The organism is Pelagibius litoralis, from assembly GCF_011683915.1.
GTDB classification, from domain to species: domain Bacteria; phylum Pseudomonadota; class Alphaproteobacteria; order Kiloniellales; family Kiloniellaceae; genus Pelagibius; species Pelagibius litoralis.
In genome coordinates this window covers 146,824-170,594 of the sequence record NZ_JAAQPH010000009.1, presented here as the reverse complement: position 1 = coordinate 170,594, position 23,771 = coordinate 146,824, and the positions used below count along the sequence as shown (strand labels likewise).

The following is a 23,771-nucleotide window of genomic DNA, read 5'->3' as shown; positions in this document are numbered from 1 at the left end:
CCCGCGGCAGGATCCCCAAGGCCGGGCCCGTCAGTCGGGCCCGGCCGCCCGTCTTTGCCCCAACGCCTCATTCCCCGATGTCATCCATAGGGGCAGCTTGCCGGATCTCCGGGCCGGGTCATTGAACCTTGGCGCGGCGGCAGACGACCAACAGTTACGGGCCCGGCTTCCGGTCGCGCTTTCGCCGCGTGTTCAATGTATGAGTTATTAGGAGAGCAACCGTGTTCAGCCGAACCAAACCGGGCGTCGAGTGCCCTGATCAAATCCTGTCCGCCCGTCACCGCGCAAGCGCCGCCCGTCACCGCGCAAGCGCCGCCTGGTGCTCTGGCGTGTTGTCTGTCAGCGCGCTTGCTCTGACCATAACGGCGGCCGGCCCGGCAGCGGCCGATTACCAAAGCGCAATCTATGAAGTCAACAATCCCACCATGATCGTTGAATCCGAAGGGGCTGACTACACCAGGCTTGAATCCGGCGGCACGGTTAAGGGCACCATAAAGGTGAAAATCAGAACCGGGCTGATCGGCAGAGTGAGGAATTGGGGCGCCTGGCCGAAAATCGGAACGCGGGACCATACCAATTCAAGCAGCAATGGTGTTCGATACTGGAGTTTGTTCATCGATGAAGGGATGAACAGGAGCTATGACTTCCCACGTCCCAAAGAAGTGGACGAGGAATTCGATTTTACCATTGCACCGGCCAGCTATGAAGGGATTCTGGTACAGGCCTGTAGAGAACACGCCGACCACCTGCGACAAACGGGTCATCTTGATAAGGACATCTACAGCAAAGATCATTCGATTGAAGTAGCATTTGGCGCGGAACTTATCGCGGACATATCCGCGGCCACCGAATCCAACTATAAGCCGAGGGTTCCGGAAAACTGGAACGAACACACGCTGTTCAACGTAACCTGCAAACGCAATCCACCCGTCCCCGTCCCGACCCCCGCCCCTAAGCTGGAAGTGGTTGCTTCGAAGCTTTCAGCGGAGGCTATCAATACACCGAATGGTCAATGTGGATTGAAGCTTGCCGGTACGGTCACGCCGACGCTTCCGCATGTGCCGGTTAAATTCCGCTATGTCGATGATACGGGCAAGCAAAGCGACGTTAAAACCGTTGCGCCGATGACCGGGCAGGTGCAGTGGGTGTTCACGCACGGCTACCCCCTTGATCATGTTGATGATAAGAAGAAGGGCAAGATCCGCATAGTGGGCGAGAATGCCGATTTCCAGTCCGACTGGGCAAAATACGACATGGAAGACTGTTCCCAAGCGCCGGGCGGCTATCAGATTGAACAGCCGCCGGAGATCGCTGGGATGCAGTTCGCGCAGCCCCAGGGTCAGATCAAGATGAGTAATGTTGCGAACACGCAAACCACAACGCTGGGCCACGCCAATAATGGCGGCGGGTCTGCTGCGGGCGAGTATCTCTGCCCTGAAACCGTGAGGGTTGTGGCTGCTGTTAAGGGCCTTGGCAGAATGTCCGGGGAAGCCAGAATGCACGCCGATGCCAAGCTGATTCTGGAAGAGCCCTATCAGATCCAAAACGGGCAAACGATCCAGATCGCTGCTGTCCATGAGTTTATATGGAAAAAGAGCGATGCCAAAAAAGGCCAGGAGATCGCCTTCCGGATTGTGATCAAGGACAACCTCGGAAAGCTGGTCGACACGTACACTAAAAAGAAAGCGTTCAAATGCCTGGAGGTGGTTCAGGCAGCCATCAGCGATATCCCGGGATCGCGACCGACGACCAGCCAGGAAGCCATGCCGGCCATTTCGACTTTTGGTATCCTTGCGCCGCGGAACCAGGTTCGCAACGGCCAGATCCGTCTGTCCGGTGCCAAGCCGGACCAGGCCTTCAAGCTGCGCTTCCTGTACAAGACCAGCAGCAGTGGTTTCAAGATCTACAACTCGCCCCAGTTGCCCAAGCAGATGACCGGGGGGACGGCCAGTTTCAATCTGGGGGCCTTGAAAGCCGGTGCCTGGCGCCTGCGGGCTTGTCCTGTGAAGGCCGGCGCCGCGATCCCTAGGCTCAAAGACTGCAAGGCTTCGGACTTCACGGTGCAGGCGGCCGGTACGTTCCAGGCCCCCGGTGGCGGCACGCAGCCGCAAACCAACTCCGTCATCCCGAACATCGGCGGATAAAGCCTACGGCCGGGCGGCTACACAGAGAAGGGGCGGCGGCAGCCGATGGCGCGGCCGTCCCTTCTGACTATTTATTTACTGTTATCAATGGACTGGCTGTTTGATCCCGTAAAGCTGCATGGCCTTCGTGCGGTTTCACGGGTTCAAGTACGGCGATTTTGCCTGTATTTCCAGGCCCCTTACCGTTGTGGGGCGGTCGAACGGGTCTCGCAGTCTCCGTGATATTTTGAACCCAAGCGCCTCCTCCAGCGACTGACCTAACAACACTGCTCCGCCTTTGGCTGAGCTTCAGGTTCTCGAATTTGTGGAGAAGAAGCCATGTTCCGTCGGACTGACCCCGGCGCCAGGTGCCGCGATATCAACTGTTCAACAATTCGGTCGCGCGCGCTTCAAGCGGCGTCAATCTTCAGTGCTGCTCTGGCCATGGCCGCCCCCGGGCAGGCGCTGGCGGACTATGGATCCGCGCTCGTGACCGAGCTGGATCTTGCTGTCATCGAGGTCGCCAGCGATGGCCAGGGCTATACGACCGTATCAGGTTCGTCCCCCGCCATTAACGGCATGATGAGACTGAGTTTGGACGCGCACAAATACGGAAAGGTGAAGTCCTGGGCTGCTTGGCCGAGTATCCAGGACATGGCCATCCAGAAGAAGCAGTTCCCGGAGTTTAAATACTCGGAAAGCTATTCGATCGGCGACAGGCCCAAGACTGTAGGGCGCGACCTGCCCTTCTCCATTCCGTTGCAGGCTTATAAAGCCTACGCCAAGGATGCCTGCAACCAACTGGCCTCTCGACTGCGTAGTAAGCATGGCAAGACCGATGAGGAGATTTTCGCGGTCGACCGTGAAATTCCTGTTGTGGTCCGCGGTGAGCTCACCTGGGAGATGTCGGGTCTTGCCAATGATGATCCTCCTCCGGCGCCGGTGCCATCTGGCGCGGGAAACCCAGGAGGAAACTCGAAGGTCAAGCCGGTCACGATTGTCTGCCAAAAAACCCCGTTGCCGCAGGCTCCGCCGACGGCGAACGATCCGGTGCCGCAGGTGCAGTCGGTGAACCTGGTGGTCGACGGGCAGGGTACTCCGGTGGGCGAATGCCGCCTCATCCTCTCCGGCATCGTGACGACGAATCTGCCCAACACCCAGGTGAAGTTCCGCTTCCGCGACCAAGACGGTAAGGAAAGCGGCGTGAAAACGGTCGTCACCGGGCCGAATGCCTGGGTGAAGTACGGCCATATCCAGACCCTGCCGTCCGGCGACCTGAATACGGGCGAGGTGCGGGTGATCGGCGTCAGCGAGGAATTCAGTTCCGATTGGAAGAATTACAAGGTGGACTGCCGTTCGCCGGCTGTTCAACTGGAAGTCCTCGCCACCACCGAAAAGGTGATGCATCAGGGCGAAACCTGCCCGGCCAGCGCCAAGATCTACGGCGTGGTCAAGGGCCGTGGCGATATCGCCGGTGCGGCCTCGCTCTTTGCCGACGGCAAGCTGAAGGCATTGAAGCAATATGACCTCGAAGACAAGGAGACGACCGTTATCGAGGGTGACTACGACCTCGATTGGCAGAATGCCGGGGCGTCTCAGCAGAGCGTGAAGTTTTCGATGAACGTCGCCAACAACGCGGGCGATCTCATCGGCCAACTCGAGGTGAGCGAGACCTTCGAGTGCAGCCAGGGCGTTCCCGACGGCCTTGCCGGAGATATTCCGCTACCGAAGACGGTGAAGTTAGTGGTCGTGCCGCAGGGCACGGTGGTGCAGGGCGATTATGTCTGCCCCGCCGAGGTCCGCATGATCGCCGGTGTCGTGAGCGGCAAGGACCCGCTCTCCGGCAAGGTCGTCTACTTTGTCGACGCTTTGCTGAACGACGAGAAAGACTTCAGCCTGGGAGCGAGCCAGCAACAGGGTGTCATAGTCGAGCACCCGCTTGATTGGAGTGGTGGTGGTAACGGTCTTTTGGCGAAGGCCGATGCCGGAAACGGTGATTCTCCTGCCGGAGACGGTGATTCGCCGCCTGAGCAGAAGCTGAACTTCAAGGTGAAGGTTTTGAACCAGCTGGGTTTTGAGATCGGCGCCGCACAGCAGATGAAGACCTTCGCCTGCAAGAAGATCGCTACTGCCGGTCTTGATGACGGTGCGCCCGGCGGGCTGGCGACCGCCTTGCCGCCGAAGCCGAATGTCTTCTCGGTGCCGGTCGGGGAAATCCAGCACAACGGCAATTTCTGCCCGGCCCGGATTCAGATCTACGGCACCTTGAAGGGGCGCGGCGCCTTCGCCGGCAGCGCGGGGCTGGTCATGAACACGGCCACGGTGCTGACCAAGGGCGTCAGCATCGACGACAAAGAGACCGTCAACGTGGCGGGGGTCTTCGATCTGACCTGGAAGGACAGCGAGACGCAGCTCCTCGAGTTTGGGATCGACCTTGCCAACGCCAACGACGATAAGGTCGACTCGGTCTACAAGACTATTAATCTTGAGTGCCGTAAGCCGGGGGTCGTCGGTATCGGTCAGGGCGCTGGCGGGTATTCGTCTGCCAAGCCGAAACCGACCAATTCGCAACAGGCGGGCAAGCCTGCTGCCGTTGGCGGGCTGATGTTGCCGCAGGCACCGGCTTTCGCGATCCAGGCGCCCAAGGGCAACATCAAGTCCGGCCAGATTCAGCTTTCCGGCGGCAAGGCGGGCGCCAAGTATGTGCTGCGCTTTTACCGCAAGGCCGGGAACGGCTTTAAGCTTATCCGCTCGGCGAAGCTTCCCAGGGCGATGACCGGCCCCAACGCCAGCTTCGATGTGAAAGCCCTGACCGGCGGGCGTAACTGGCGCCTGGAGGTCTGCGCTGCCGGCCAGAAAGGCAAGAAGGCCTGCAAGACGACCGACTTCCAACTGCCGCTGTCCAAGGCGCCGGCCGGGGTGAAGAAGACACCCAAGAAGCCTGCGAAAACCAAGGTCTTCATCCTGCCGGGGATGGGTGGCTGAACCAGCGAAGGGACAGGTTGAACGGAGGAGGGGCGGCGGCGTTCGAACGGGATCCTGCATTTCCTGCAGGGCTTGAACCCAAGCGCCTCCTCCAGTGACCAACACAGGACCGCTCTGATCTTTGGTCGGGTTTCAGGTCTCGAATATGTGGAGATGAAATATGCTCAGTCGGACTGACCCCGGCGCCAGACGCCACGATATCAACTGTTCAACCCGTTCCGCAGGGCGCGGCGTTTTTCGGCACAGCCTGATAGGTGCTGCCGCATGCGCGTCTATGGTGGCGTTCGCCGGACCTGCTTTAGCGGACTTTGGATATTCCTGGGTCAAGAAACTGGATCCCGCCACCATCATCGTGAGGAGCGACGGCGAGAGCTATACCTCGCTGGCCGAGGCGCCGCTCGCCATCACCGGGGAGATCGAGCTCAACTTCGACGCCGAAACCTTGGGCCGCGTGAAGTTCTGGGCCGTTTGGCCGGAGTTGAAAGCTGAAGACGCTGCTGAGCAGATCCACAATCGGGAACCGCTGATACCTTGGATCGAGTATCGGGGTTACGGCTACTCGGAAAGCTATCCGGTCGGTGACCGGCCCAAGAGCGTCGACCACACCAAAGTGCTCCGTCTGCCGCGGAATGCTTACGATACTTTCGCGGTCTCCGCCTGCAATGCCCTTGCTCATCGTCTGCGCGATGAGGCGGGGATGGGCGATCAGGAAATCTTCTCCCGAAACCGCACGGTCAGGGTTCGGGCAGGCACCGGTCATACCTGGGAAATGACCGGGGCCGCCGGTAGCCAAGACCCAGTTCCGGTGATCGGTGGTGCCGCCTCTGACCCGGAGCGCGATAAGGTCCGCATTATCTGTCAGAAGAAACCGTCGCGGGTGCCGCCGGTTGTGGAGGAGCCCACGCCCGAGGTGCCGGAGGTGAAGAAAGCCGAAATTTTGTCGGTGGATGACAAGGGCGGCTATGTGGGTTCCTGCGGGATGGAAATCGATGCCCGCATCACCACCAACCGGACCAATGAGGAGCTCAAGTTCCGCTATGTCAGCGACAAGGGTCACGAGAGCGATATCAAGACGGTAAACACCGGTGGCGGCACGACGGCCATCCTTCAGCACGACTACGACCTGCCGTCGGATAGCGACTATACCGGTAAGATCCGCATCGAGGGCGTCAGCTCGAACTTTGTTTCGGCCTGGAAGAACTATGACCTGGACTGCGGTACACCGAACGATCTTTTGACTCTGCTGCCGCCCAAGGCGACGCACCTGGAAGCCCACACCACCGGCGACGAGATTCGCTACCAGGGGCATGTCTGCCCGGCGAAGGTGAAGGTCTTTGGGGTTTTCAAAGGCCGGGGAACGTCTTCGGGCAATGTCTGGCTGGCGGTTAATGGCAAGCCGGAAGCCCAACTGCCGTTTGACGTGGAAGACGGCCAGACCAAGATCGTCGAAGCCGAATACGATCTCTCCTGGGAAGGGGTCCGGGGGCCGTTCAGGCAGGATATCAATCTTGCCCTTTACCTGACCGGCCCCTCAGGCGCCGAGGTCGGCCGCCTGCTCAAGACACAGAGCTTTTCCTGCCGGAAGCCGCAGATTTCCGAAGCGGCCCAAGGCGGGGCCGACGGCCTTGCCTCCGGGGCACCCGCGCCCAAGTCTGTGGTTCTTGCCACCTTCGGTTTGGGGCAAAAGAGGTTCCCTGGCTACATCTGCCCGGAGCGCGTATGGATCCGCAGTTCGGTGCGCAGCGGTAATAAAGCGCTGAAGGGGACCGTGGCTCTGTTTGCCGGGGGCTCCCTGCGAAAGGAGCTCGCCGTCGACCAGCCGGCGAATACGAACAACGTCTACGACGTCAACCACGATCTGTCCTGGAGTGGGGCAACGCTGCCCGAACAGACCATGCTGATCACGGTGAAGTTCGCCAATCAGCACGGCCATGTTGTGAAGACGGTCGAAAAGACGGAGCGTTTTGCTTGCAGAAGGATCGGCACCTCGGAGGCTGTTCCCGGTGGCAAATCGGCCGGCGAGCCGAAACCGACCCATTCGCAGCAGGCCGGCAATCCTGTCGCAGTTGGTAAGGCTACCTTGCTGCCGGCTGCGGGTTTCGCGATCCAGGCACCCAAGGGCCGGGTACGCCAGGGCAAGATCAAGCTTTCCGGTGGCAAGCCGAATGCCAAGTATGCCCTGCACTTCTATCGCAAGACCGAGAGCGGCTTTAAGCTTGTCAGGTCGGCGAAGCTGCCCAGGGCGATGACAGGCCCCAATGCCGGCTTTGACATGAAAGCCCTGACCGGCGGCCGTAACTGGCGCCTGGAGGTCTGCGCTGCCGGTCAGAAGGGCAAGAAGGCCTGCAGGACATCAGACTTCAACCTGCCGCTGTCGAAAGCATCGGCCGGAGCGAAGAAGACACCCAAGCAACCGACGCCGGCCAAGGTTTTCATCCTGCCCGGGATGGGTGGCTAAACCATCGAACGGATAGGTTAAACAGAGGAGGGGCGGCGTTGGTCAGCAACCACCGCCGTTCTCTCTTTTCGCTGCCCTGCCCGGCTTTTTCAAGCAATGAGCACGCGGGAGGGACAGGGCATCCATTTTTATCGTTTACTATCAATAGATTACCGATCTGATCCTATAAAGCTGCATGTTCCTTGTGCGGTTTCGCGGGTTCAAACCCGGTTGTTTTGCCTGTAATTCTCAAATGCTCTGCCGTTGTGGGACGGTTGAAATGGGGATACTGCGCGCTTCGTCGTGCTTTGAACCTTAGCTCCTTCTCCTGCGACTGATCTAAGACCGCTCCGCCCTTGGCTGAGTGTCCGCTTCATGGATGTGGGGAAGAAGTGATGTTCAGTCGAATTGCCGCCGGCGCTGCGCGTCGTCATACCAGCCAACTAACCTGCCATCGGGGGAAATTTGTCCGGTGTCACCATCTGGTGTCGGCCGCCGCCGCGCTGGCGGCGCTGCTGCCCACCGTGGCTTTTGCCGATACCGTGGACGCGACCGTCACCAATCTGGTGACCAAGCAGATCGTCGTCCAGAGTAACGGCAGCAGCTATCACAATGTCTCCCATCTGGCCAATCTGGTCGCCGATGTTCGCATCCAGGTGGATACGGAGGCGGTGGGCCGCGTGAAGAGCTGGAAGATCTGGCTTGCCCTTGCCGGCGAGGAAAGCGGTTCCGAAGACTATCCGACCTTCGGCAAGAGCAAATCCTATGATGTTCTCGACCGGCCGCGCCGGGTTGACCGTACCGAACGACTGATCGTCCCCTCCACGATGTGGAAAAGCTTCGTGCTGGCGCGCTGTAACGAACTGGCCGACGATCTGCGGGCCCAAGGCCTCGGCAACACCGCCATTTTCAACCAGGATCGCAAGCTGCCGCTTGCCGTCGTGCCGCGGTTCGACGCCGACACCAGCGGTGCCGGCAGTAACTACTTCGTTGAGGGTACGCCCTGGAGCCTCCACAAGAAGACAGAGTTGGTCTGCAAGAAGTGGTCCGGTGCGTCCATCCCGCAGGCCAGCGACTCCCTTAGCGTCACGCCGGCGAAGGTGGTGAACAAGGGGCTTTCAATTTACGAACAATACGGCGCCGGCGGTCTCTGTAAGATCCGCCTCGACGGCTGGATCACCACCGACCGGAAGAACACCGAGGTCAGCTTTCGCTACCGCAACCAGGAGGGCAAGACCAGCGAGGTCTGGACCGTCAACACCGGGGACAACAGAACCGCAACCTTCAGTCATTGGTACGACATCAAGGACAACGGCTTCAGCGAGTCCGGAATCAGGCTGGCGGAGACTGGTTTCATTCGCATGATCGGTGTCAGCCACGACTTCAGGAGCGACTGGGCCGAGTACACCATGGAGTGTGTCGAGGGTGGCCCCGATACGCTGGTAGCGAACAATCCGCCGAAGTTGACCATGCAGGTAGTGGAACAGGGTAAGGTGATGGTGCACGGCCGGCTCTGCCCGGAGCGCCTGAAACTGGTCGGCTTGCTGGAAGGCCGCGGCAATTTCTCGGGCCAGGTGGCGTTCTTCGGACCTGGCTATCTTTCGCCGCCGCAAAACTACACCATCACCCACGATCAAAAGCTTCCCTTCGGGGCGGACGTAGAGTTGGACTGGAGCGATACGCCGCCACCCAGTCCCCACGGCCCCATGGGCCAGTGGCGCAAGTTCGGGATGAGCGTGACGAACGGGAACAATGTCTCTATCGCTTCTATTCCCCCGAAGTCGCACTTTCTGCAGTGCAGAGCACCGCGGCTGAATCCGGCGGTGACGCCCCAGGGCGGCCTGACGGTGGCGCCCCGCAATCCGGCATCGGCTGCGCAGCAAGGCGGTCAGGCGGCGGTTGCCGGGCAGTTGGCGCTGCAGCCGCTGCCGGGCTTTGCCATTCAAGCGCCCAAGGGGCAGCTGCGCCGCGGCGAGATCCGTCTTTCCGGCGGCCAGCCGAACGCCAGTTATGTTCTGCGCTTCTTCCGCAAGGGCGATGGCGGTTATAAGCGGGTTCGTTCAGCCCTCTTGCCGAACAAGATGAAGGGCACGACGGCGCGCTTTAAACTCAGCGCCCTGACCGGTGGCCGCGACTGGCGTTTGGCGGTTTGCCCGGCTGGCCGGAAAGACAAGAAGGCTTGCAAGACCTCCGACTTCCGGCTGCCGGTGGCGAAAGCCACGGGCAGGACGTCAACGCCCGGGACGCCGCAGGGAACAAAGGCGTTCATTGTGCCCGGCCTTGGCAACTAGGCGGCGGATCGCCTGCCGCCCGACAGAGGAAACACACGGCCATGACGCTGCCATCCTATGCCGGCTACATCGTCGCGCCGCTGCACCTTGTTGCCGGCCTGCTCTTTGGCCTTATCCCGGCTTCGGTCTATCATCCGGCCTACTATGCGGTTTACGGCGGCATCGTTCTGACGCTGGTGGTCACAGCCGTGGTCTACGGCACGGTGATCTGGCATCAGCAACCCGGTATGGCGGTTCTCTGGCTGCATTTTCTGGTTGCCCTGGCGGCTGTCGCGATCCCGTTCTTCGCCGTCAGCTTCGACAACACCTGGGGTCTCATCATCTATCCGCTGATCATGGGCGGCAGTCTGCTGGCCTGTCTGGTGGTGGGTCACGTCGTGGTCTTCGCGGCCCGGTCCTAGCAGGTTGCTGAAAGGATCAGGAACTCGCTGCGCATATGCTTCGAGACGCCGCTTCGCACCTCCTCAGCATGAGGTGATTAATTGTCACTGTTGAATACCTCATCCTTGGCGCTTGTGACGCCGTCCTCAGCATGGCCTCCGGCTGACTTTGCTTAGATCATCCACCTCGAACAGTTGCTCGCTCAGGACAATCGCAGAGCTTGCGCTTGACGAACCAGGGCGAAGGGCTCGACCAACTGGCCTGTCACTTGGTCAGCGAGGCGCCGGCCGGCATCATCGCGGAAGCCACCGGCGGGCTCGAACGCCCCCTGGCCAGCGGCTTCCACCACTTGCTCAGCCATGATTGTTTCCCTTGGAGGTCCCGCGCAGCGGCGGCGCGCTGGAGAGCAGATGGATCGGGGCAAGCACAGAGTCCAAACACAGCTTGGTGAGGGGCGTGTGACAGCGGGCGAGGCTGCCCCTGCCGAGGGATGGGATTGGGGTGATGGTGCCCGCTGCCGGACTCGAACCGGCACGACCTGAACGGTCCCGAGATTTTAAGTCTCGTATGTCTACCAATTCCATCAAGCGGGCAGAGCCGATAGGCGGTAGGGCCTTTCTTGTGCCTCAGGCCCCGGGGCCATGCAAGCGCGTCGATGGATCTCCTTTTGACTGGATTATGGCATCAAAACGGCTGGATTTCCGGGTGTTTTGGGTAAATTCCGCGGCCGCGAAAAAATTTGAACCACAGCGCCTCCGCTACCGACTGAAGAGATAGTTGCGCGATCTTCGCGCCCTTTTGTTGGTTAAGGAGATCGAAAAATGAAGCGCGTTCTTCCGATTCTGATGGCGCCGAATGCCAATCAGGGCCGCTTCCGGGTTCAGTGTCGCTACGGGTACCTCAAGCCAGCCGACTGACGCCTGCCACCAAGCAACAAGAAATCGGCAGGCTGATAGGGCTCTCCCACCCCTCCACCCAGTCTGTCGGTACGCCCCACGGGCCGCGGCCTTCTCCACCCCTGGAAGCGGTTCGTGGGGCACCCTAATGCGGAGCCCGCCTGACCTTTGGTCCGGCGGGCTCTTCGTTTGGTGGGGCAGTGTTGCGCCGGGCCGCTACTGGGGCAGGCTCTTACTGGGCTGGCTGAAACACCGCTGGGAAGGACTCGCGCAGCCAGCGGATGGTCGCCTGGACCCGTGCGGCCTCGATGGTATCGGGATGGGCGTGAAGGTGAAGAGTGCGTACGAACTCGGGCTCCCCCTCTTTGGTCCGCACCAGCTGTTCGTCCTCTTCGGCAATGCACATGGGCAGCAAACCCTTGCCCACGCCCGAGCGTATCGCCGACAGCATGATGCCGGCGTCCGTCGCGGTGACGCGCTGGCGATCGCCCCTTGTGCGCAGGCGTCTGTGCACGCTGGCAATGGAGGGGCGCAGAGCATCCTCGTCATAGAAGGTTATCCAGCCAAGATCAGCGGCTTCTGAGTCCCGCGACCGGTAGACGGCATAGGGCACCTCGCCGAGTTTGACGGCGAACTCGCCGTCTCTGGGCTCGACCTCAAACCATAGCGACAAGGAGGCTTCACCCCGAACGCGGCTGCGCGGGGTCAAGGTCATGATCCGCAGATCCAAACGCGGATGGGCCGCCATGAAGGGGGCCATCACGGTTCGGGCCAGGCGATCCATCGTCCAAGCGTTGCCGAGAAGGCGGACGAAGCCGACAGGCCCTTCGTCAGAGGGGGTTACTTCGTCCATCAGCCGCTCGATCCGGCGCTCCACCTCGACAGCCTGCTTGATGGCGGTCTCACCGGCGTCGGTCAGGGCAAAGCCGGTTTTTGACCGTACGAACAGGATTACCCCCAGGTCGCCCTCCAGTGCGGAGAGGCGCCGTCCGGCGGTCGATTGGTCGATGCCCAGCGCCTGGGCTGCCTGCGTCAGCGAACCCAGGCGGCTGATCGCAAGCGCCACCTTAAGGTTGTCCCAGTCCATTCATGGTCTCCTGGCAGGATCATGCAAACCTGCATTCTCCTTGTGCGATTTCTCGGGTTCAAGTCCGGGCCGTTTCCCTATACCTCAATACTGGTGAGTGATGCCCCATTAAATTTTCAAATCTGTGGGGCGTCACACGTTTTCATTTAACCAGGGTTTGTTCCGTGGCGTTGACAAGTGAGGAAGCAGAACTGGTCCGAAGCAGTTTCCGGATTGTCTCGCAGGAAAGCGGGCAGGCGGCAGCGCGTTTCTATCAGATTCTCTTCGAACTGGCCCCTGAGACGCGTTCGCTGTTTCTAAACGATATGGAACGTCAGGGCGCGATGCTGATGAGCAAGCTCGGCCTTGTCGTTGCGGAAATCCAGAACCTGGAAGGCCTGATTCCGGTGTTGGAGGATCTGGCGCTGCGTCACGTGGCCTACGGGGTAAAGCCGGAGGACTATCAGCTGGTCAGCACTGCCTTGCTGCAGATGCTGGCCGAAGTCCTGGGGGATGACTTCACGCCCGAGATGAAGGCTGCCTGGACAAAGGCCTATGACGATCTTTCGGAGACGATGATCAACAGCGCCTACAGCTATCGAAAGATTCCGGCAATCTAGCGTCTTTGATTATATCGAGTTTTCCAGCGGGCTGATTGGGCTCTCCCATTTCTCCACCCAGCCTGCCGAATGCCCCACTGGCCGCAGCCAACTCCACCCCCGGAGGCGGCTTGTGGGGCACCCCTTTCCCGCCCGGTCTTTTTCATCTGCGCGATCCTGCCGGATTTGCCGTCCGCTGCGGAGGCTGGCGCTTGCTGCGGCCATCTTCTATGAAGAGTGAACACGAGCAGGGGGATTTGCGATGGCTGGGCGTCTCGACGGCAAGGTGGCGATGGTGGTGGGGGCCGGCTCTTCCGGTCCCGGTTGGGGCAACGGAAAGGCGGCGGCGGTACTCTTCGCCCGCGAAGGCGCCAGGCTGTTTTGCGTGGATATCAATCCCGCCGCCGCGGAAGAGACGGTGGCCATCATTCGCAAGGAAGGCGGGGAGGCAGAGGCACAGCAGGCCGATGCCTCGAAGGCCGGCGAGGTGGCGGCCATGGTGGCGCGTTGCCTGGAGACCTATGGCCGGGTCGATGCGCTGGAGAACAACGTCGGTATCCTGGAGGTCGGCGGGCCCGTGGAGGCCAGCGAGGAAAGCTGGGACCGGGTACTGGACGTCAACCTCAAGTCCATGTTCCTGACCTGCAAGCACGTGCTGCCGGTGATGGAGCGCCAGGGCGGCGGTGTCATCGTCAACATTGCCTCCATCGCCGGCATCCGCGATACCGGCGTGCCCTACATCTCTTATTCCACCAGCAAGGGGGCGGTGCTGCCTTTCACCCGTTCGGTGGCGCTGCAGTACGCAAAGAAAGGCATTCGCGCCAACGCAATTCTGCCCGGCCTGATGAACACGCCGATGATCGTGGAGCCGCTGAAGGACAGCTATGCCGATGGCGATGTCGGCGAGATGATCCGCCTGCGCGACGCGCAGTGCCCGACCGGTAAAATGGGCGACGCCTGGGATGTTGCCCATGCGGCGCTTTTTCTGGCCAGCGATGAGGCGCGCTACATCACCGGGACGGAACTGATCGTGGACGGCGGGCTGACCGCGAAGTTTTCATAACGCCTGGTCAAAGTTTGCATAAAAGAAGAGGGCGCCCGGCGATATCCGCCGGACGCCCTTTCCCAAGATTTCTTTCGGGCTGCGGTTTTAGGCAGCGCGAATGCGGGTGAGGAACTCCTCGACCTTCTTGTTCAGCTCCACGGACTGCTGAGACAGCCCCGTCGCCGCCTCGAGAGCGGCCCGGGCCGCGGTGCCGGTTTCCTCGGCACCCTTCTGAACGTCACCGATGTTCGAAGAGACTTCCTGGGTGCCGGTCGCCGCCTGCTGCGTGCTGGTGGAGATCTCGGACACGGCCGCCGTCTGCTCTTCGATGGCCGCTGAGATCGAGCCGGCAATCTCGTCGACCTTCACGATGGTGTCCTTGATCCGGCCGATTGCCTGAACGGCGGATTCGGTCGTCGACTGAACACTGTCGATCTGCTGAGCGATCTCCTCCGTCGCCTTGGCGGTCTGCTGGGCCAGGCTCTTGACCTCGGAGGCAACCACGGCAAAGCCCTTACCGGCTTCACCGGCGCGGGCTGCCTCGATGGTCGCGTTCAGGGCCAGCAGGTTGGTCTGCTCGGCGATGTCCGAGATCAGGGTTACGACTTCGCCGATCTTCTGAGCGGCCGAAGCCAGCTCGCGCACGACGTTGTCTGTTTCCTCGACCTCGTTCTTCGCTTCGCCGGTGCTGCGGGTCGATTCGGTGACCTGCCGCGCGATCTCACTGATCGAACTCGACATCTCCTCAGAGGACGCCGCCACCGTCTGCACGTTCGCCGTGGCCTGTTCGGCCGCCGCGGCAACCGCCGTCGACTTGGATGTCGCATCCTCGGCGGCACCCGTGAGGTTCTGAGCGGAGTTCTTGATCTCGGTCGAGGCCGAAGATACGGTGTCCACCACTTCCTTGACCGAGGCTTCGAAATCGTTGGCCAGATCGTTCATGGCCTGGCGCTTCTCCGCTTCGGCCTTTTTCTCCTGCTCGACCCGTTCGGCGGCTAGGCGATCCACCTCCATGGCGTTTTCCTTGAACACCTGGACCGCTTCGGCCATGGCGCCGAGTTCATCTTTCTGACCCAGCGAGGGAATCTCGATCGCCTTGTTGCCCTTGGCCAGTTCGGTCATGGAAGAAGTCATGCGGTTGATGGGGCGGGAAATGCCCATGCCGATCACCCAGGCGATCAACACACCCAAGACCAGGCTGATGAGGGAGATGATGGCGTCAACGATCTCGGCCTGCTGCATGGCAGCGGAGGCTTCGGGGCCAATCTGGTCCTGGCGCCCCTTGACCGACAGCTTGTAATCCTCGATGCCCTTGGCCACTTCCGGACCGATCTGGTCCAGCTCTCCCTTGATCACGCCGTTGCGCTCATTGATCACCCGGTTCACCTCGTCGAAGGAGTCGCGATAGATCTTCACGTTTTCGACCACCGCGGTGGCAAGCTGGCGGCGGCGCGGATTCTGCAGGCTGGCCAGCAGATCCCCCGACAGCTCGCCGAGTTCGCTGAACTCCTTCATCACCCGGTCATAGGATTCTTGCTTGTTGTCGACCAGGAACTTGGTTGCGTAGAGCCGGGCCAGCAGCAGATTGCGCAGTACCATGCCGGCGGTGAAAGCCGCTTCGGCATCGCCGTCGGCGTATGCGCTTTGCATGACCGCCGTCAGGTCCTTTTCGATCTGCGGACCGATCTGGTTGAGCACCTCGTTCACGATCTGGTTGCGTTTGTCGTTCAGCGCGATCACGTTTTCGAAGTGCACGCGATACTCTTCCATGCGGCCCTTCATGCCCTCAAGCAGCGCGAGACGGTCGGGATCTGAGACCAGTTCCTCGGCTTCTTCGATCAAGTCGACGGTCTTCTTTTCGAAGTGGAAGACCGCATCAGCGTTTTCCTTGGACTTCGAGATGATGAAGTTCTTCACGTTCATCCGGGTCATCAGCAGGTTGGCCTGCACCCGGCCAACCGCGTTGGCCTGGCGCGCCAGCGTGCGGTATTCGGTGAAGGTCGAGTTTGCCACATCCAGGGAGTAGATCGACAGCCCAGCGACCGTAGTCAGCATTACCAAAATCAACCCGAAACCGCCGAACACGCGCGACGAGATTTTGATGTTATTCATGAAGCCGAGCAGGCCGCCGGCTTTTGAGAGTGCCCCACCCGTCGCCGATCGCGTCGCGGAGATACCCTTGCCTTTTTGACCTCCGGGGCTTCCCGGCTTTGCCACGCTACTCATCATTTTTTCCCATCTTTTTCAATAGCTTACTCGCCATTCGTATCGCATCGAAGCGCGGTTTTTCTGCACCAAAAGATTGATGAAGTGCATTTTATTTCGCGCTAGATTATCGATATGACTATGAAGGCTCGCCGTATTGACTGTTCATATTAGTGAATATATCTAGCTGTATAGGCTGAGATACTTAACGTTCGGTTAGTTTGCCTCTAATTGTATTCAATCGGACCGCAAACGGCGGCAGCTGGTGTGCTTCTCAGAATTGGGTGTGTGATTTCACTGGCTGTGACGTCGGGTGATCTGTGAAGTGGGGGCCCTTGCCTCTCCAATGAGGGGTCGGGGGGAATGCCGCCCTCGCCCTGCGTGCGCCGTCAATTCGGTGAATTGCCGGGGCCGCGGCATCCCGGGGTTGCCGGCAAGCCGCCATCGGTTTCAGCTAGGCTTGGATGGAAGGCAGAAGGGCGCCCGGCGGGGTTGCCGAACGCCTTCTGGAGATGCCGGTAAGCTGCCCCACAGCCTATTGGGGCGGAGACCGATTCTCGGTCCGTCTCGACTCAATTGGAGCGTCCAGGCCTCAGGCGGCGCGAACGCGGTTAAGGAACTCCTCGACCTTCTTGTTCAGCTCGACGGACTGCTGTGCCAGGCCCGTCGCCGCTTCGAGAGCCGAGCGCGCAGCGGTTCCGGTTTCTTCAGCGCCCTTTTGAACGTCACTGATGTTCGACGAGACTTCCTGAGTGCCGGAGGCGGCCTGCTGGGTGCTGGACGTAATCTCCGAGACGGCGGCGGCCTGCTCCTCGATGGCCGCCGAAATCGACCCGGCGATTTCGTCGACCCTGACAATGGTCTCCTTGATGCGGCCTATCGCCTCTACCGCTGATCCGGTCGTCGTTTGAACCCCGTCGATCTGCTGGGCGATTTCCTCGGTCGCCTTTGCCGTCTGCTGGGCCAGACTCTTGACCTCGGAGGCGACCACCGCAAAACCCTTGCCGGCCTCACCGGCGCGCGCGGCCTCGATGGTGGCGTTGAGGGCCAGAAGGTTGGTCTGCTCGGCAATGTCCGAAATCAGGGTGACGACCTCACCGATCTTCTGGGCGGCTGCAGCCAGTTCGCGGACGACGTTGTCGGTCTCCTCGACCTCGGTCTTGGCTTCGCCCGTACTGTTGGTGGACTCACTGACTTGCCGGGCGATCTCGTTGATCGAACTCGACATCTCCTCTGAGGAGGCAGCCACCGTCTGGACGCTGGCTGTGGCCTGCTCGGCTGCTGCGGCAACCGCCGTTGACTTGCCCGTTGCGTCTTCGGCAGCGCCCGTCAGGTTTTGGGCGGAGTTTTTGATTTCTGTGGAGGCAGTAGAGACGGCATCGACCACTGCCTTAACCTCGGCTTCGAAGTCGTCGGCGAGCTGGTTCATGGTTCGCCGTTTTTCCTCTTCAGCCTTCTTCTCCTGTTCCACGCGCTGTGCGTCGAGACGATCCATCTCCAGGGCATTTTCCTTGAAGACCTGGACGGCTTCGGCCATGGCGCCAAGTTCGTCCTTCTGTCCCAAGGCCGGGATTTTCACGGTCTTATTGCCCTTGGCCAGGTCGGTCATGGCAGAGGTCATGCGGTTGATCGGGCGAGAGAACCCCATCCCAATCACCCAGGCGACCACGATGCCCAGCGCCACGCCAATGACGGAGAAGATGGTGCCGGTGATCACGGCCTCATGCATGGCCTTGGAAGCCTTGGGGCCGATCTCGTCCTGACGCCCTTTTACCGAGAGCTTGTACTCCTCGATGGCCTTTGCCACCGTCGGGCCGATCTTGTCCAGGTTCTCGCGGATCACGCCGTTGCGCTGGTTGATGACTTCGTTCGCCTTGTCGAAGGCTTCCCGATAGCTGGCGACGTTGCCGACCACGGCCTGGGCAAGCTGACGCCGCTGCGGGTTCTGCAGGCTGGCCAGCAGATCGTCGGTAAGGTTGGCGAGTTCGTCGAATTCCTTCATCACCCGGTCATAGGACTCGACTTTGTTGTCGACCAGGAATCTGGTGGCATAGACCCGCGCCAGCAAGAGGTTGCGCAGCACCATGCCCGCTGTGAAGGCCGCCTCGGCGTCACCGTCGTCGTAGGCGCTCTGCATGATGGCCGTGAGATCCTTCTCGATCTGTGGGCCGACCGTATTGAGGGTGTCGTTGACGATCTCATTACGCGTGTCGTTCATTTCGATGACCGTATCGAAGTGCCCGCGATACTCTGTCATGCGCTGGTTCATGGCGTTCAGCAGGTCACGGCGTGCCGGATCGGTGACCAGATCCAGTGTTTCGTCGATATGCCGTTCGGTTTTTTGTCCGAACTGATAGACCTCGTCGCTGTCCTTTTCGGACTTGGTGATGATGAAGTCCTTCACATTCATCCGGGTCATCAACAGGTTGGCCTGTACTTCGCCCACCGCGTTCGCCTGACGTGCCAGGGTGCGGTACTCGGTGAAGGTGCTGTCCGCCTGCTTGAGCGATAAAATGGCAAGGCTGCTGATAACCGCCAGCAGCAGCAGCACCAGGCCGAAACCGCCGAAGACGCGAGTCGAGATCCTGATGTTGTTCATGAAACCAAGCAGGCCGCCGATCCGGGAAGGCGGCTTGCTGTGAGGAGGCTGCTCAAGGACACCCCTGTCGGCGTTGCTGAGGGTCTTCATTTTTTGGCCTTTCATCATATTCTACAGTTTTTGGTGATGTTTTCCTGAAGCCCGCCTGGCGCACCACGGAGGACTTGGAAATCTATTAATTTCAGTATCTTGAGAGTAGAATCACAACGATTACGAATGTATTCTACTTCTAGTAGTGAGATAATCTACGGCATACCCTAATAAATGGTTAGGTTAATCAACTTTTGCGTTTACGGAGTGATGAGGCCGTAGGAGGTATAGGGACCTTTGCCCTGGGGCTTTTGTTTGACGGCGTGGCAAGCACCCACGGCAGCGCGCCGGTCGAAGCGGCCTCGATCAAACGGCGTCGATGTATCGGAAAGGGCCGGCGGACCGGTAGATGCAGTCGACCGGATGGGAAACTATCGGGCGGTCGCGCCGTGGTTTTCTGATTCCCGGCCGCCGGAGGGTAGAAGGATCGTGTTCTCCCAAACCCCGGCGGATGGATCCCCTGAATTCATGACCGGTGTGAAGACGTTTTCCAGCTGTGGCGATGTGGCCAACACCGTGGGTCGGTTGGGAACTTCGAACACGATCGGGCGGCCGTCTCGATCGGCTTCCGGGGGCGCGAACGCGCGTTGCGCATTCTGGTGTGGCTCACTGCCTGACCCGAAGAGATCCTCGTCGAGGCTCAGGCAGAGCGGCAAGGCAAGGCAGAGTGCCAATGAAACGGCTAGGAAGCGGTCGGACATGGCGGGGGCCCAGAGACTCCGTCAAGGAACCCTCTGAGCCTGCCGCCGCCAGCGTGACAGGTGTGTGTCAAGTCGCCGGCGAATAAGGCCCGGCAAATAAAGCGCCGTCAGTCTTTGTCGGGCGGCTTCCTCGCGGCGGCGGGCTTGCGTCCGACCACCGCGGCCGGCAGGAACTGGAACAGCATCGGCGTGCAGACCACGATGAAGAATATCCTGACGATGTGGTGGCTGGCGACCAGTGCCGCATCGACGGAAAGGGCCAGGGCGATCAGGCTCATCTCCGCGACGCCGCCGGGGGCGTAGGCCAGGAAGAGGGCGATGGTGGGCAGCCCGGTAAGGGGGTGAAGCATCAGGGCAAAGAGCAGGCAGCCGGCGACGAGGATGATGGTGCTGCCGAGAGACGCCAGCAGCGTGCGCCCGACAAACCGCAGGCCCACACCGGCAAAGCGGCAGCCGATCGCGGTGCCGACCACCACCTGGGCCGCCGCGACCAGCTCGGTCGGCGGTTTGGCGTCGCTCCAGCCGGCCAGGTGAACCGCTGCCGAGGCGACCATGGGCCCGAGGATCGCCGCCGCCGGCAGACGCGCGAGCTTTGCGGCGAAGAAACCGACCAGGCCGCAGAGCGTCAGCACCGCCATATCGAAAGGCAAAGCCTGGGCCAGGGGGATGCCGCCGGCCGGGCGCGGGCCGGGACTGAAACCGAAAACCCACTGCATGACGAAGGGCAGGGCGAGAACCACCAGGAGGATGCGGGAGGTATGGGTGAGGGAGATGATCCGCTCGTCGCCGCCCTTGGCAGTGCCGATGATGACCATCTCCGACAGGCCGCCGGGCGAGGCGGAGAAGTAGGCGGTGACCGGATCGTAACCGGCGACCTTGCGCAGAAAGACGGTCACCACGGCGGCAGAGACGATTGTATAAGCGATGAGACCGAGCAGCGAGAGGCCCCAGTCGCCGACCCGGTCCAGGATTTCCGGTGCAAAGCCGCTACCCAGCATGACGCCGAGAACCGCCACCATGGCCGTGCGATAGACCATCGGCAGGGCAATCGGCAGGCCAGCCATGGCGGCGACCGTGGTGGCCAGCATGGCGCCGATCATCCAGGCCAGCGGAATCTGAAGACTGTTCGCCAGCCAGCCGCCGGCGGTGCCGATGGCCAGGGCCAGAAGTATCTTCTGCCAGGATTTTACCTGGCTCTGCGTCGGCGCAGCCGGCATCAGACGCAGACCCGCCCCAGCCGCACCGCGGTGGTACCCCGCGGCGGTTGGTCGGCCGGCATGATCAGGATGCAGTCATCATCGGGGCTATGGACGTAGTCCTGCGCGTGATTGCCCCTGCGCCAGACCGCGATGCCCGGTGGTGTGACTTCGAGTGGATAGAGTACCGCCGTGGTCATGCCCACCCTTAACCCAGCAGCCCGAGGTTACGGAGATCCTCTTCGAGCTGCCTGGGCGAGATAAAGCGCCGCGCCTGCCAGCCGGCATCGACTGCTGCCTGGGTATTGTCCGCCAGGTCGTCGATGAAAAGCGTGTGCGCCGGCCGCAGGTCGAAGCGTTCCACCACAAGGTCGTAGATCCGGGGGTCGGGTTTTTTCATGCCCTCCTCGCCGGAGATCAGCAGGCCGGAGAAGCGTTCGAAAAAGTCGAAACGCCGCTGGGCATGAGGAAAGGTTTCAGCCGAGAAGTTCGACAGCACAAAGAGCGGCATGCCGCTGTTGTGCAACTGTTCCAGCAGGGTGACCGTGCCGTCGATCGCGCCGCTCATCATCTCCGGAAAGCGCGCGTAGTAGCTCTCGATCATCGGTTGCTTGTCGGGATGCTGGGCACAGAGCTCGGCTGTTATCTCGGCAATTGGCCGGCCGGCGTCGGCTTGGTCGTTCCAGTCTTTGGAGCAGACTTCGGTGAGGAAATGTTCCATCTCCGCTTCATCATCGAATACCTTGCGATAGAGATGGCGCGGATTCCAATCGATCAGAACGCCGCCGACATCGAAGACGACAGCTTCGATAGGTTGGGCTTTGGTGGGCTCGCCTTCGGGGGGTGTCTCCTCAGGCATGACCGGTTTCCTTCGGGCGCAGGCTTTCCTCAAGCCGGTCCATGAAGCGTTCGCAAAGGGCGATCTGCTCCAAGGTCACGAACTCGTCTGGTTTGTGGGCCTGGTCGATGGACCCCGGGCCGCAGACAACGGCCGGAATACCGCTACTGTCGAACAGACCCGCCTCGGTTCCGAAGGCGACCTTGCCGGTGGCATTGCCGCCGGACAGCGTCTTTGCCAGGGCCACCACCTCGGCGTCCGGCGGCAGGTTCAGGCCGGGAAAGCCGGCCATTTCCTCCCAGGAGAAGCCGCTGGCCGGATCGATCGCTTTCATGGCCGGTGCCACTTCCTCCTCGGCGAAACGCTGTACCTGGGCCAGGAGTTCGTCCGGCGAGTCTTCCGGCAGGTAGCGGAACTCGAACTCGAAGCGGCAGTGGCCCGGGACGATGTTCAGTTGGGTGCCGCCCTCGATGACGCCGGTGTGAACGGTGGTATGGGGTACGTCATAATCTTCGTCGAAAGGTCCGTTCGCGGCCTTGTCGGCGGCCATGTCGGTCAGGTGCCCGATGACCCGGGCGGCAGCCTGGATGGCGTTCACGCCGTGGGGGGCGAGGGAGGAGTGCGCTTCCTTGCCGCGGACATGGCAACTCATCGAAAGCTTGCCCTTGTGTGCCGTGATGACCTTCATGTCGGTGGGCTCGCCGACAATGCAGAGCCGTGGCCGCACCGGCTGTTCGGCCAGGAAGGACAACAGGCTCGGCACGCCGCGGCAGCCGACCTCTTCGTCATAGGAAAAGCAAAGATGGACAGGGGTTTCGAGTTCGCCGGCCAGGAAACGCGGCGCATGGGCCAGGGCGACCGCGACAAAAGACTTCATGTCGCAGGTGCCGCGGCCGTAGAGCCTGCCGTCCGCTTCGCTGACCAGCCAGGGATCGCACATCCAGTCCTGATCGTCGATGGGCACCACGTCGGTATGTCCGGAAAGCGCAATGCCGCCGCGGTCGCTCGGCCCCAGGGTCGCGTAGAGATTGGCCTTGCGGCCATCGGCATCGTGCACCAGATTTGAGGCGATGCCGAGGTCTGCCAAGTAGTCGCGAACGAAGTGTATCAGCTCAAGGTTCGAGTTGCGGCTGGTCGTGTCGAAGGCGATCAGCCGTTCGATCATGGCACGGGATTCCGGCCTGATGGCCGGGCTCGCGGCGTTCAGGGTGTCAGACAAGAAAACATCACTCCTGGCGATAGACAGGGTACTTCGAGAGGGATCAACAGGATGCCAGAGCGGCGGTTTCGGCGCTAGTCCTCTCGGCTTCTTCCAGCAGCCATTCACGGAACAGACGGACACGCCGCCGTTCGGCCAGGGCCGGCGGGCAGACGATGTAGTAGGCATGTTTCGAGGGAATGCTGGGCCCGAAGGGCTGCACCAGGCGGCCGCTGTCCAGGTCGGCGGCGGCCAGCCAGCGGTGGCCCAGGGCGACGCCCTGAACGGCGGCCGCGGCCTCTATCACCATGGAAGAGTCGCTGAAACCGGGCCCGCGACTCCAGTCGACTCCGGTCACCCCCGCCGCCCGCAACCAGCTGCGCCAGTCCGGGCTCTCGTCTTCGCGCGAAATTTCATCGTGCAGCAAGGTGTGGTGACGCAGGTCGTCCGGCGTCCGCAGCGGATGCGGCCCCTTCATCAGGCTGGGGCTGCAGACCGGGAAGACCTCGTCGCTCAGCAGGAGATCGACCTGCAGGCCCGGATACTCGCCGCGACCGTAGCGGACCCCCATTTCCACCGAATCGTCCGAGAAGTCCACCAGCTTGTTGTTGGCGGAGATCATCACGTCGATGTCAGGATGGCGGTCGCGGAAGCGCGACATCCGCGGCAGCAGCCACTTGGCGGCGAGGGAAGGCAGCACGCTGATCTGAAGGGGCCCGCTGTCATCGTCCTTATAGAGCTGCTTGGTGCCGGCGGCGATCCGGTCGAAGGCCTCGCGCAGGACCGGAAGATAGATTTGCCCCGCCGCGGTCAGCACCAGGCGCCGATTCAGCCGTCGGAACAGGGGCAGGCCGAGGTTTTCCTCCAGAATCTTGACCTGGTGGCTGATGGCGGCCTGGGTCACGTGCAATTCGGCAGCAGCCTGGGTGAAGGAGAGATGCCGCGCCGCCGCTTCGAAAGCCCGCAAGGCCTTTAAAGGTGGGAGTTTCCGGGCCATGGTTTCGCATTAGATTTACTGATGATCCTTATGAGATATCATCGTTTGTCGGATTCAGCAATCGTCAATACTTTAAGGGTTAAGAGATTGCCTGAGAGCGCAAAACCCCTGATGCCTAGAGAAA

The 23,771-nt window shown here is 61.1% G+C and carries 16 protein-coding genes and 1 tRNA gene; 7 read left to right on the top strand and 10 right to left on the bottom strand.

What is annotated here, in order from left to right; genetic code table 11:
- Window positions 1-221 precede the first annotated feature (221 nt).
- The 5 genes from HBA54_RS13400 to HBA54_RS13380 all read left to right on the top strand — a co-directional run bounded on the left by HBA54_RS13400 (window position 222) and on the right by HBA54_RS13380 (window position 10,237).
- Window positions 222-2,144, top strand: coding sequence for a hypothetical protein (locus HBA54_RS13400; RefSeq protein WP_167225337.1), 1,923 nt, complete (start codon window positions 222-224; stop codon window positions 2,142-2,144).
- A 318-nt stretch (window positions 2,145-2,462) separates the two neighbouring features.
- Window positions 2,463-5,108, top strand: a complete 2,646-nt coding sequence (locus HBA54_RS13395) for a hypothetical protein (RefSeq protein WP_167225335.1) — start codon at window positions 2,463-2,465, stop codon at window positions 5,106-5,108.
- A 274-nt stretch (window positions 5,109-5,382) separates the two neighbouring features.
- Entirely contained in the window at window positions 5,383-7,566 is a 2,184-nt protein-coding gene (locus HBA54_RS13390; RefSeq protein WP_167225333.1) for a hypothetical protein, read from the top strand.
- Between the two features lie 464 nt (window positions 7,567-8,030).
- The gene (locus HBA54_RS13385; RefSeq protein ID WP_167225331.1) at window positions 8,031-9,836 is read left to right on the top strand and encodes a hypothetical protein; all 1,806 of its coding nucleotides are present in this window, start codon (window positions 8,031-8,033) and stop codon (window positions 9,834-9,836) included.
- A 41-nt stretch (window positions 9,837-9,877) separates the two neighbouring features.
- Window positions 9,878-10,237 (top strand): hypothetical protein, encoded by a 360-nt coding sequence (locus HBA54_RS13380; protein WP_167225329.1) that lies wholly within the window; start codon window positions 9,878-9,880, stop codon window positions 10,235-10,237.
- A 182-nt stretch (window positions 10,238-10,419) separates the two neighbouring features.
- On the opposite strand, the gene HBA54_RS13375 is transcribed toward HBA54_RS13380, so the two are convergent.
- From HBA54_RS13375 to HBA54_RS13365, 3 genes are all read right to left on the bottom strand, one after another.
- Complete coding sequence (locus tag HBA54_RS13375; protein WP_167225327.1) at window positions 10,420-10,578, bottom strand: hypothetical protein; 159 nt, start codon at window positions 10,576-10,578, stop codon at window positions 10,420-10,422.
- Window positions 10,579-10,722: 144 nt separating this feature from the next.
- Window positions 10,723-10,810: transfer RNA gene (locus tag HBA54_RS13370), tRNA-Leu, on the bottom strand.
- 535 nt (window positions 10,811-11,345) lie between these two features.
- Window positions 11,346-12,200, bottom strand: coding sequence for a LysR family transcriptional regulator (locus HBA54_RS13365; protein ID WP_167225325.1), 855 nt, complete (start codon window positions 12,198-12,200; stop codon window positions 11,346-11,348).
- A gap of 164 nt (window positions 12,201-12,364) precedes the next feature.
- Between HBA54_RS13365 and HBA54_RS13360 the strand changes: the two genes are divergently transcribed.
- Both HBA54_RS13360 and HBA54_RS13355 read left to right on the top strand, forming a co-directional pair.
- Window positions 12,365-12,799, top strand: coding sequence for a globin family protein (locus HBA54_RS13360; protein ID WP_205944632.1), 435 nt, complete (start codon window positions 12,365-12,367; stop codon window positions 12,797-12,799).
- Window positions 12,800-13,040: 241 nt separating this feature from the next.
- Window positions 13,041-13,841 (top strand): SDR family NAD(P)-dependent oxidoreductase, encoded by an 801-nt coding sequence (locus HBA54_RS13355; RefSeq protein WP_167225323.1) that lies wholly within the window; start codon window positions 13,041-13,043, stop codon window positions 13,839-13,841.
- 87 nt (window positions 13,842-13,928) lie between these two features.
- On the opposite strand, the gene HBA54_RS13350 is transcribed toward HBA54_RS13355, so the two are convergent.
- The 7 genes from HBA54_RS13350 to HBA54_RS13320 all read right to left on the bottom strand — a co-directional run bounded on the left by HBA54_RS13350 (window position 13,929) and on the right by HBA54_RS13320 (window position 23,647).
- The gene (locus HBA54_RS13350; protein ID WP_167225321.1) at window positions 13,929-15,935 is read right to left on the bottom strand and encodes a HAMP domain-containing methyl-accepting chemotaxis protein; all 2,007 of its coding nucleotides are present in this window, start codon (window positions 15,933-15,935) and stop codon (window positions 13,929-13,931) included.
- A 685-nt stretch (window positions 15,936-16,620) separates the two neighbouring features.
- Window positions 16,621-18,717 carry a methyl-accepting chemotaxis protein gene (locus HBA54_RS13345; RefSeq protein ID WP_167225319.1) on the bottom strand — a complete coding sequence of 699 codons (2,097 nt, stop codon included), beginning with the start codon at window positions 18,715-18,717 and terminating at the stop codon, window positions 16,621-16,623.
- An 808-nt stretch (window positions 18,718-19,525) separates the two neighbouring features.
- Window positions 19,526-20,635 carry an AbrB family transcriptional regulator gene (locus tag HBA54_RS13340; protein WP_167225317.1) on the bottom strand — a complete coding sequence of 370 codons (1,110 nt, stop codon included), beginning with the start codon at window positions 20,633-20,635 and terminating at the stop codon, window positions 19,526-19,528.
- The gene (locus HBA54_RS13335) at window positions 20,635-20,814 is read right to left on the bottom strand and encodes a hypothetical protein (protein WP_167225315.1); all 180 of its coding nucleotides are present in this window, start codon (window positions 20,812-20,814) and stop codon (window positions 20,635-20,637) included. The genes HBA54_RS13340 and HBA54_RS13335 overlap by 1 nt, the downstream gene beginning before the upstream one ends.
- Before the next feature lie 8 nt (window positions 20,815-20,822).
- Window positions 20,823-21,473: an HAD family hydrolase gene (locus tag HBA54_RS13330; RefSeq protein WP_167225313.1), complete on the bottom strand. Its 651-nt coding sequence runs from the start codon at window positions 21,471-21,473 to the stop codon at window positions 20,823-20,825.
- The gene (gene argE, locus HBA54_RS13325; protein WP_167225039.1) at window positions 21,466-22,671 is read right to left on the bottom strand and encodes an acetylornithine deacetylase; all 1,206 of its coding nucleotides are present in this window, start codon (window positions 22,669-22,671) and stop codon (window positions 21,466-21,468) included. Before argE ends, HBA54_RS13330 begins: the two co-directional genes overlap by 8 nt.
- 43 nt (window positions 22,672-22,714) lie before the next feature.
- Window positions 22,715-23,647 carry a transcriptional regulator GcvA gene (locus HBA54_RS13320; RefSeq protein ID WP_167225311.1) on the bottom strand — a complete coding sequence of 311 codons (933 nt, stop codon included), beginning with the start codon at window positions 23,645-23,647 and terminating at the stop codon, window positions 22,715-22,717.
- Window positions 23,648-23,771 lie beyond the last annotated feature (124 nt).

Bases quoted from the DNA above. Each gene is read 5' to 3' on its own strand.
- HBA54_RS13355 (WP_167225323.1), top strand. From the start codon at position 13,041: ATGGCTGGGCGTCTCGACGGCAAGGTGGCGATGGTGGTGGGGGCCGGC.
- HBA54_RS13395 (WP_167225335.1), top strand. From the start codon at position 2,463: ATGTTCCGTCGGACTGACCCCGGCGCCAGGTGCCGCGATATCAACTGT.
- HBA54_RS13380 (WP_167225329.1), top strand. From the start codon at position 9,878: ATGACGCTGCCATCCTATGCCGGCTACATCGTCGCGCCGCTGCACCTT.
- HBA54_RS13390 (WP_167225333.1), top strand. From the start codon at position 5,383: ATGGTGGCGTTCGCCGGACCTGCTTTAGCGGACTTTGGATATTCCTGG.
- HBA54_RS13330 (WP_167225313.1), bottom strand. From the start codon at position 21,473: ATGCCTGAGGAGACACCCCCCGAAGGCGAGCCCACCAAAGCCCAACCT.
- HBA54_RS13335 (WP_167225315.1), bottom strand. From the start codon at position 20,814: ATGACCACGGCGGTACTCTATCCACTCGAAGTCACACCACCGGGCATC.
- HBA54_RS13375 (WP_167225327.1), bottom strand. From the start codon at position 10,578: ATGGCTGAGCAAGTGGTGGAAGCCGCTGGCCAGGGGGCGTTCGAGCCC.
- HBA54_RS13345 (WP_167225319.1), bottom strand. From the start codon at position 18,717: ATGAAGACCCTCAGCAACGCCGACAGGGGTGTCCTTGAGCAGCCTCCT.
- HBA54_RS13320 (WP_167225311.1), bottom strand. From the start codon at position 23,647: ATGGCCCGGAAACTCCCACCTTTAAAGGCCTTGCGGGCTTTCGAAGCG.
- HBA54_RS13365 (WP_167225325.1), bottom strand. From the start codon at position 12,200: ATGGACTGGGACAACCTTAAGGTGGCGCTTGCGATCAGCCGCCTGGGT.
- HBA54_RS13350 (WP_167225321.1), bottom strand. From the start codon at position 15,935: ATGAATAACATCAAAATCTCGTCGCGCGTGTTCGGCGGTTTCGGGTTG.
- HBA54_RS13340 (WP_167225317.1), bottom strand. From the start codon at position 20,635: ATGCCGGCTGCGCCGACGCAGAGCCAGGTAAAATCCTGGCAGAAGATA.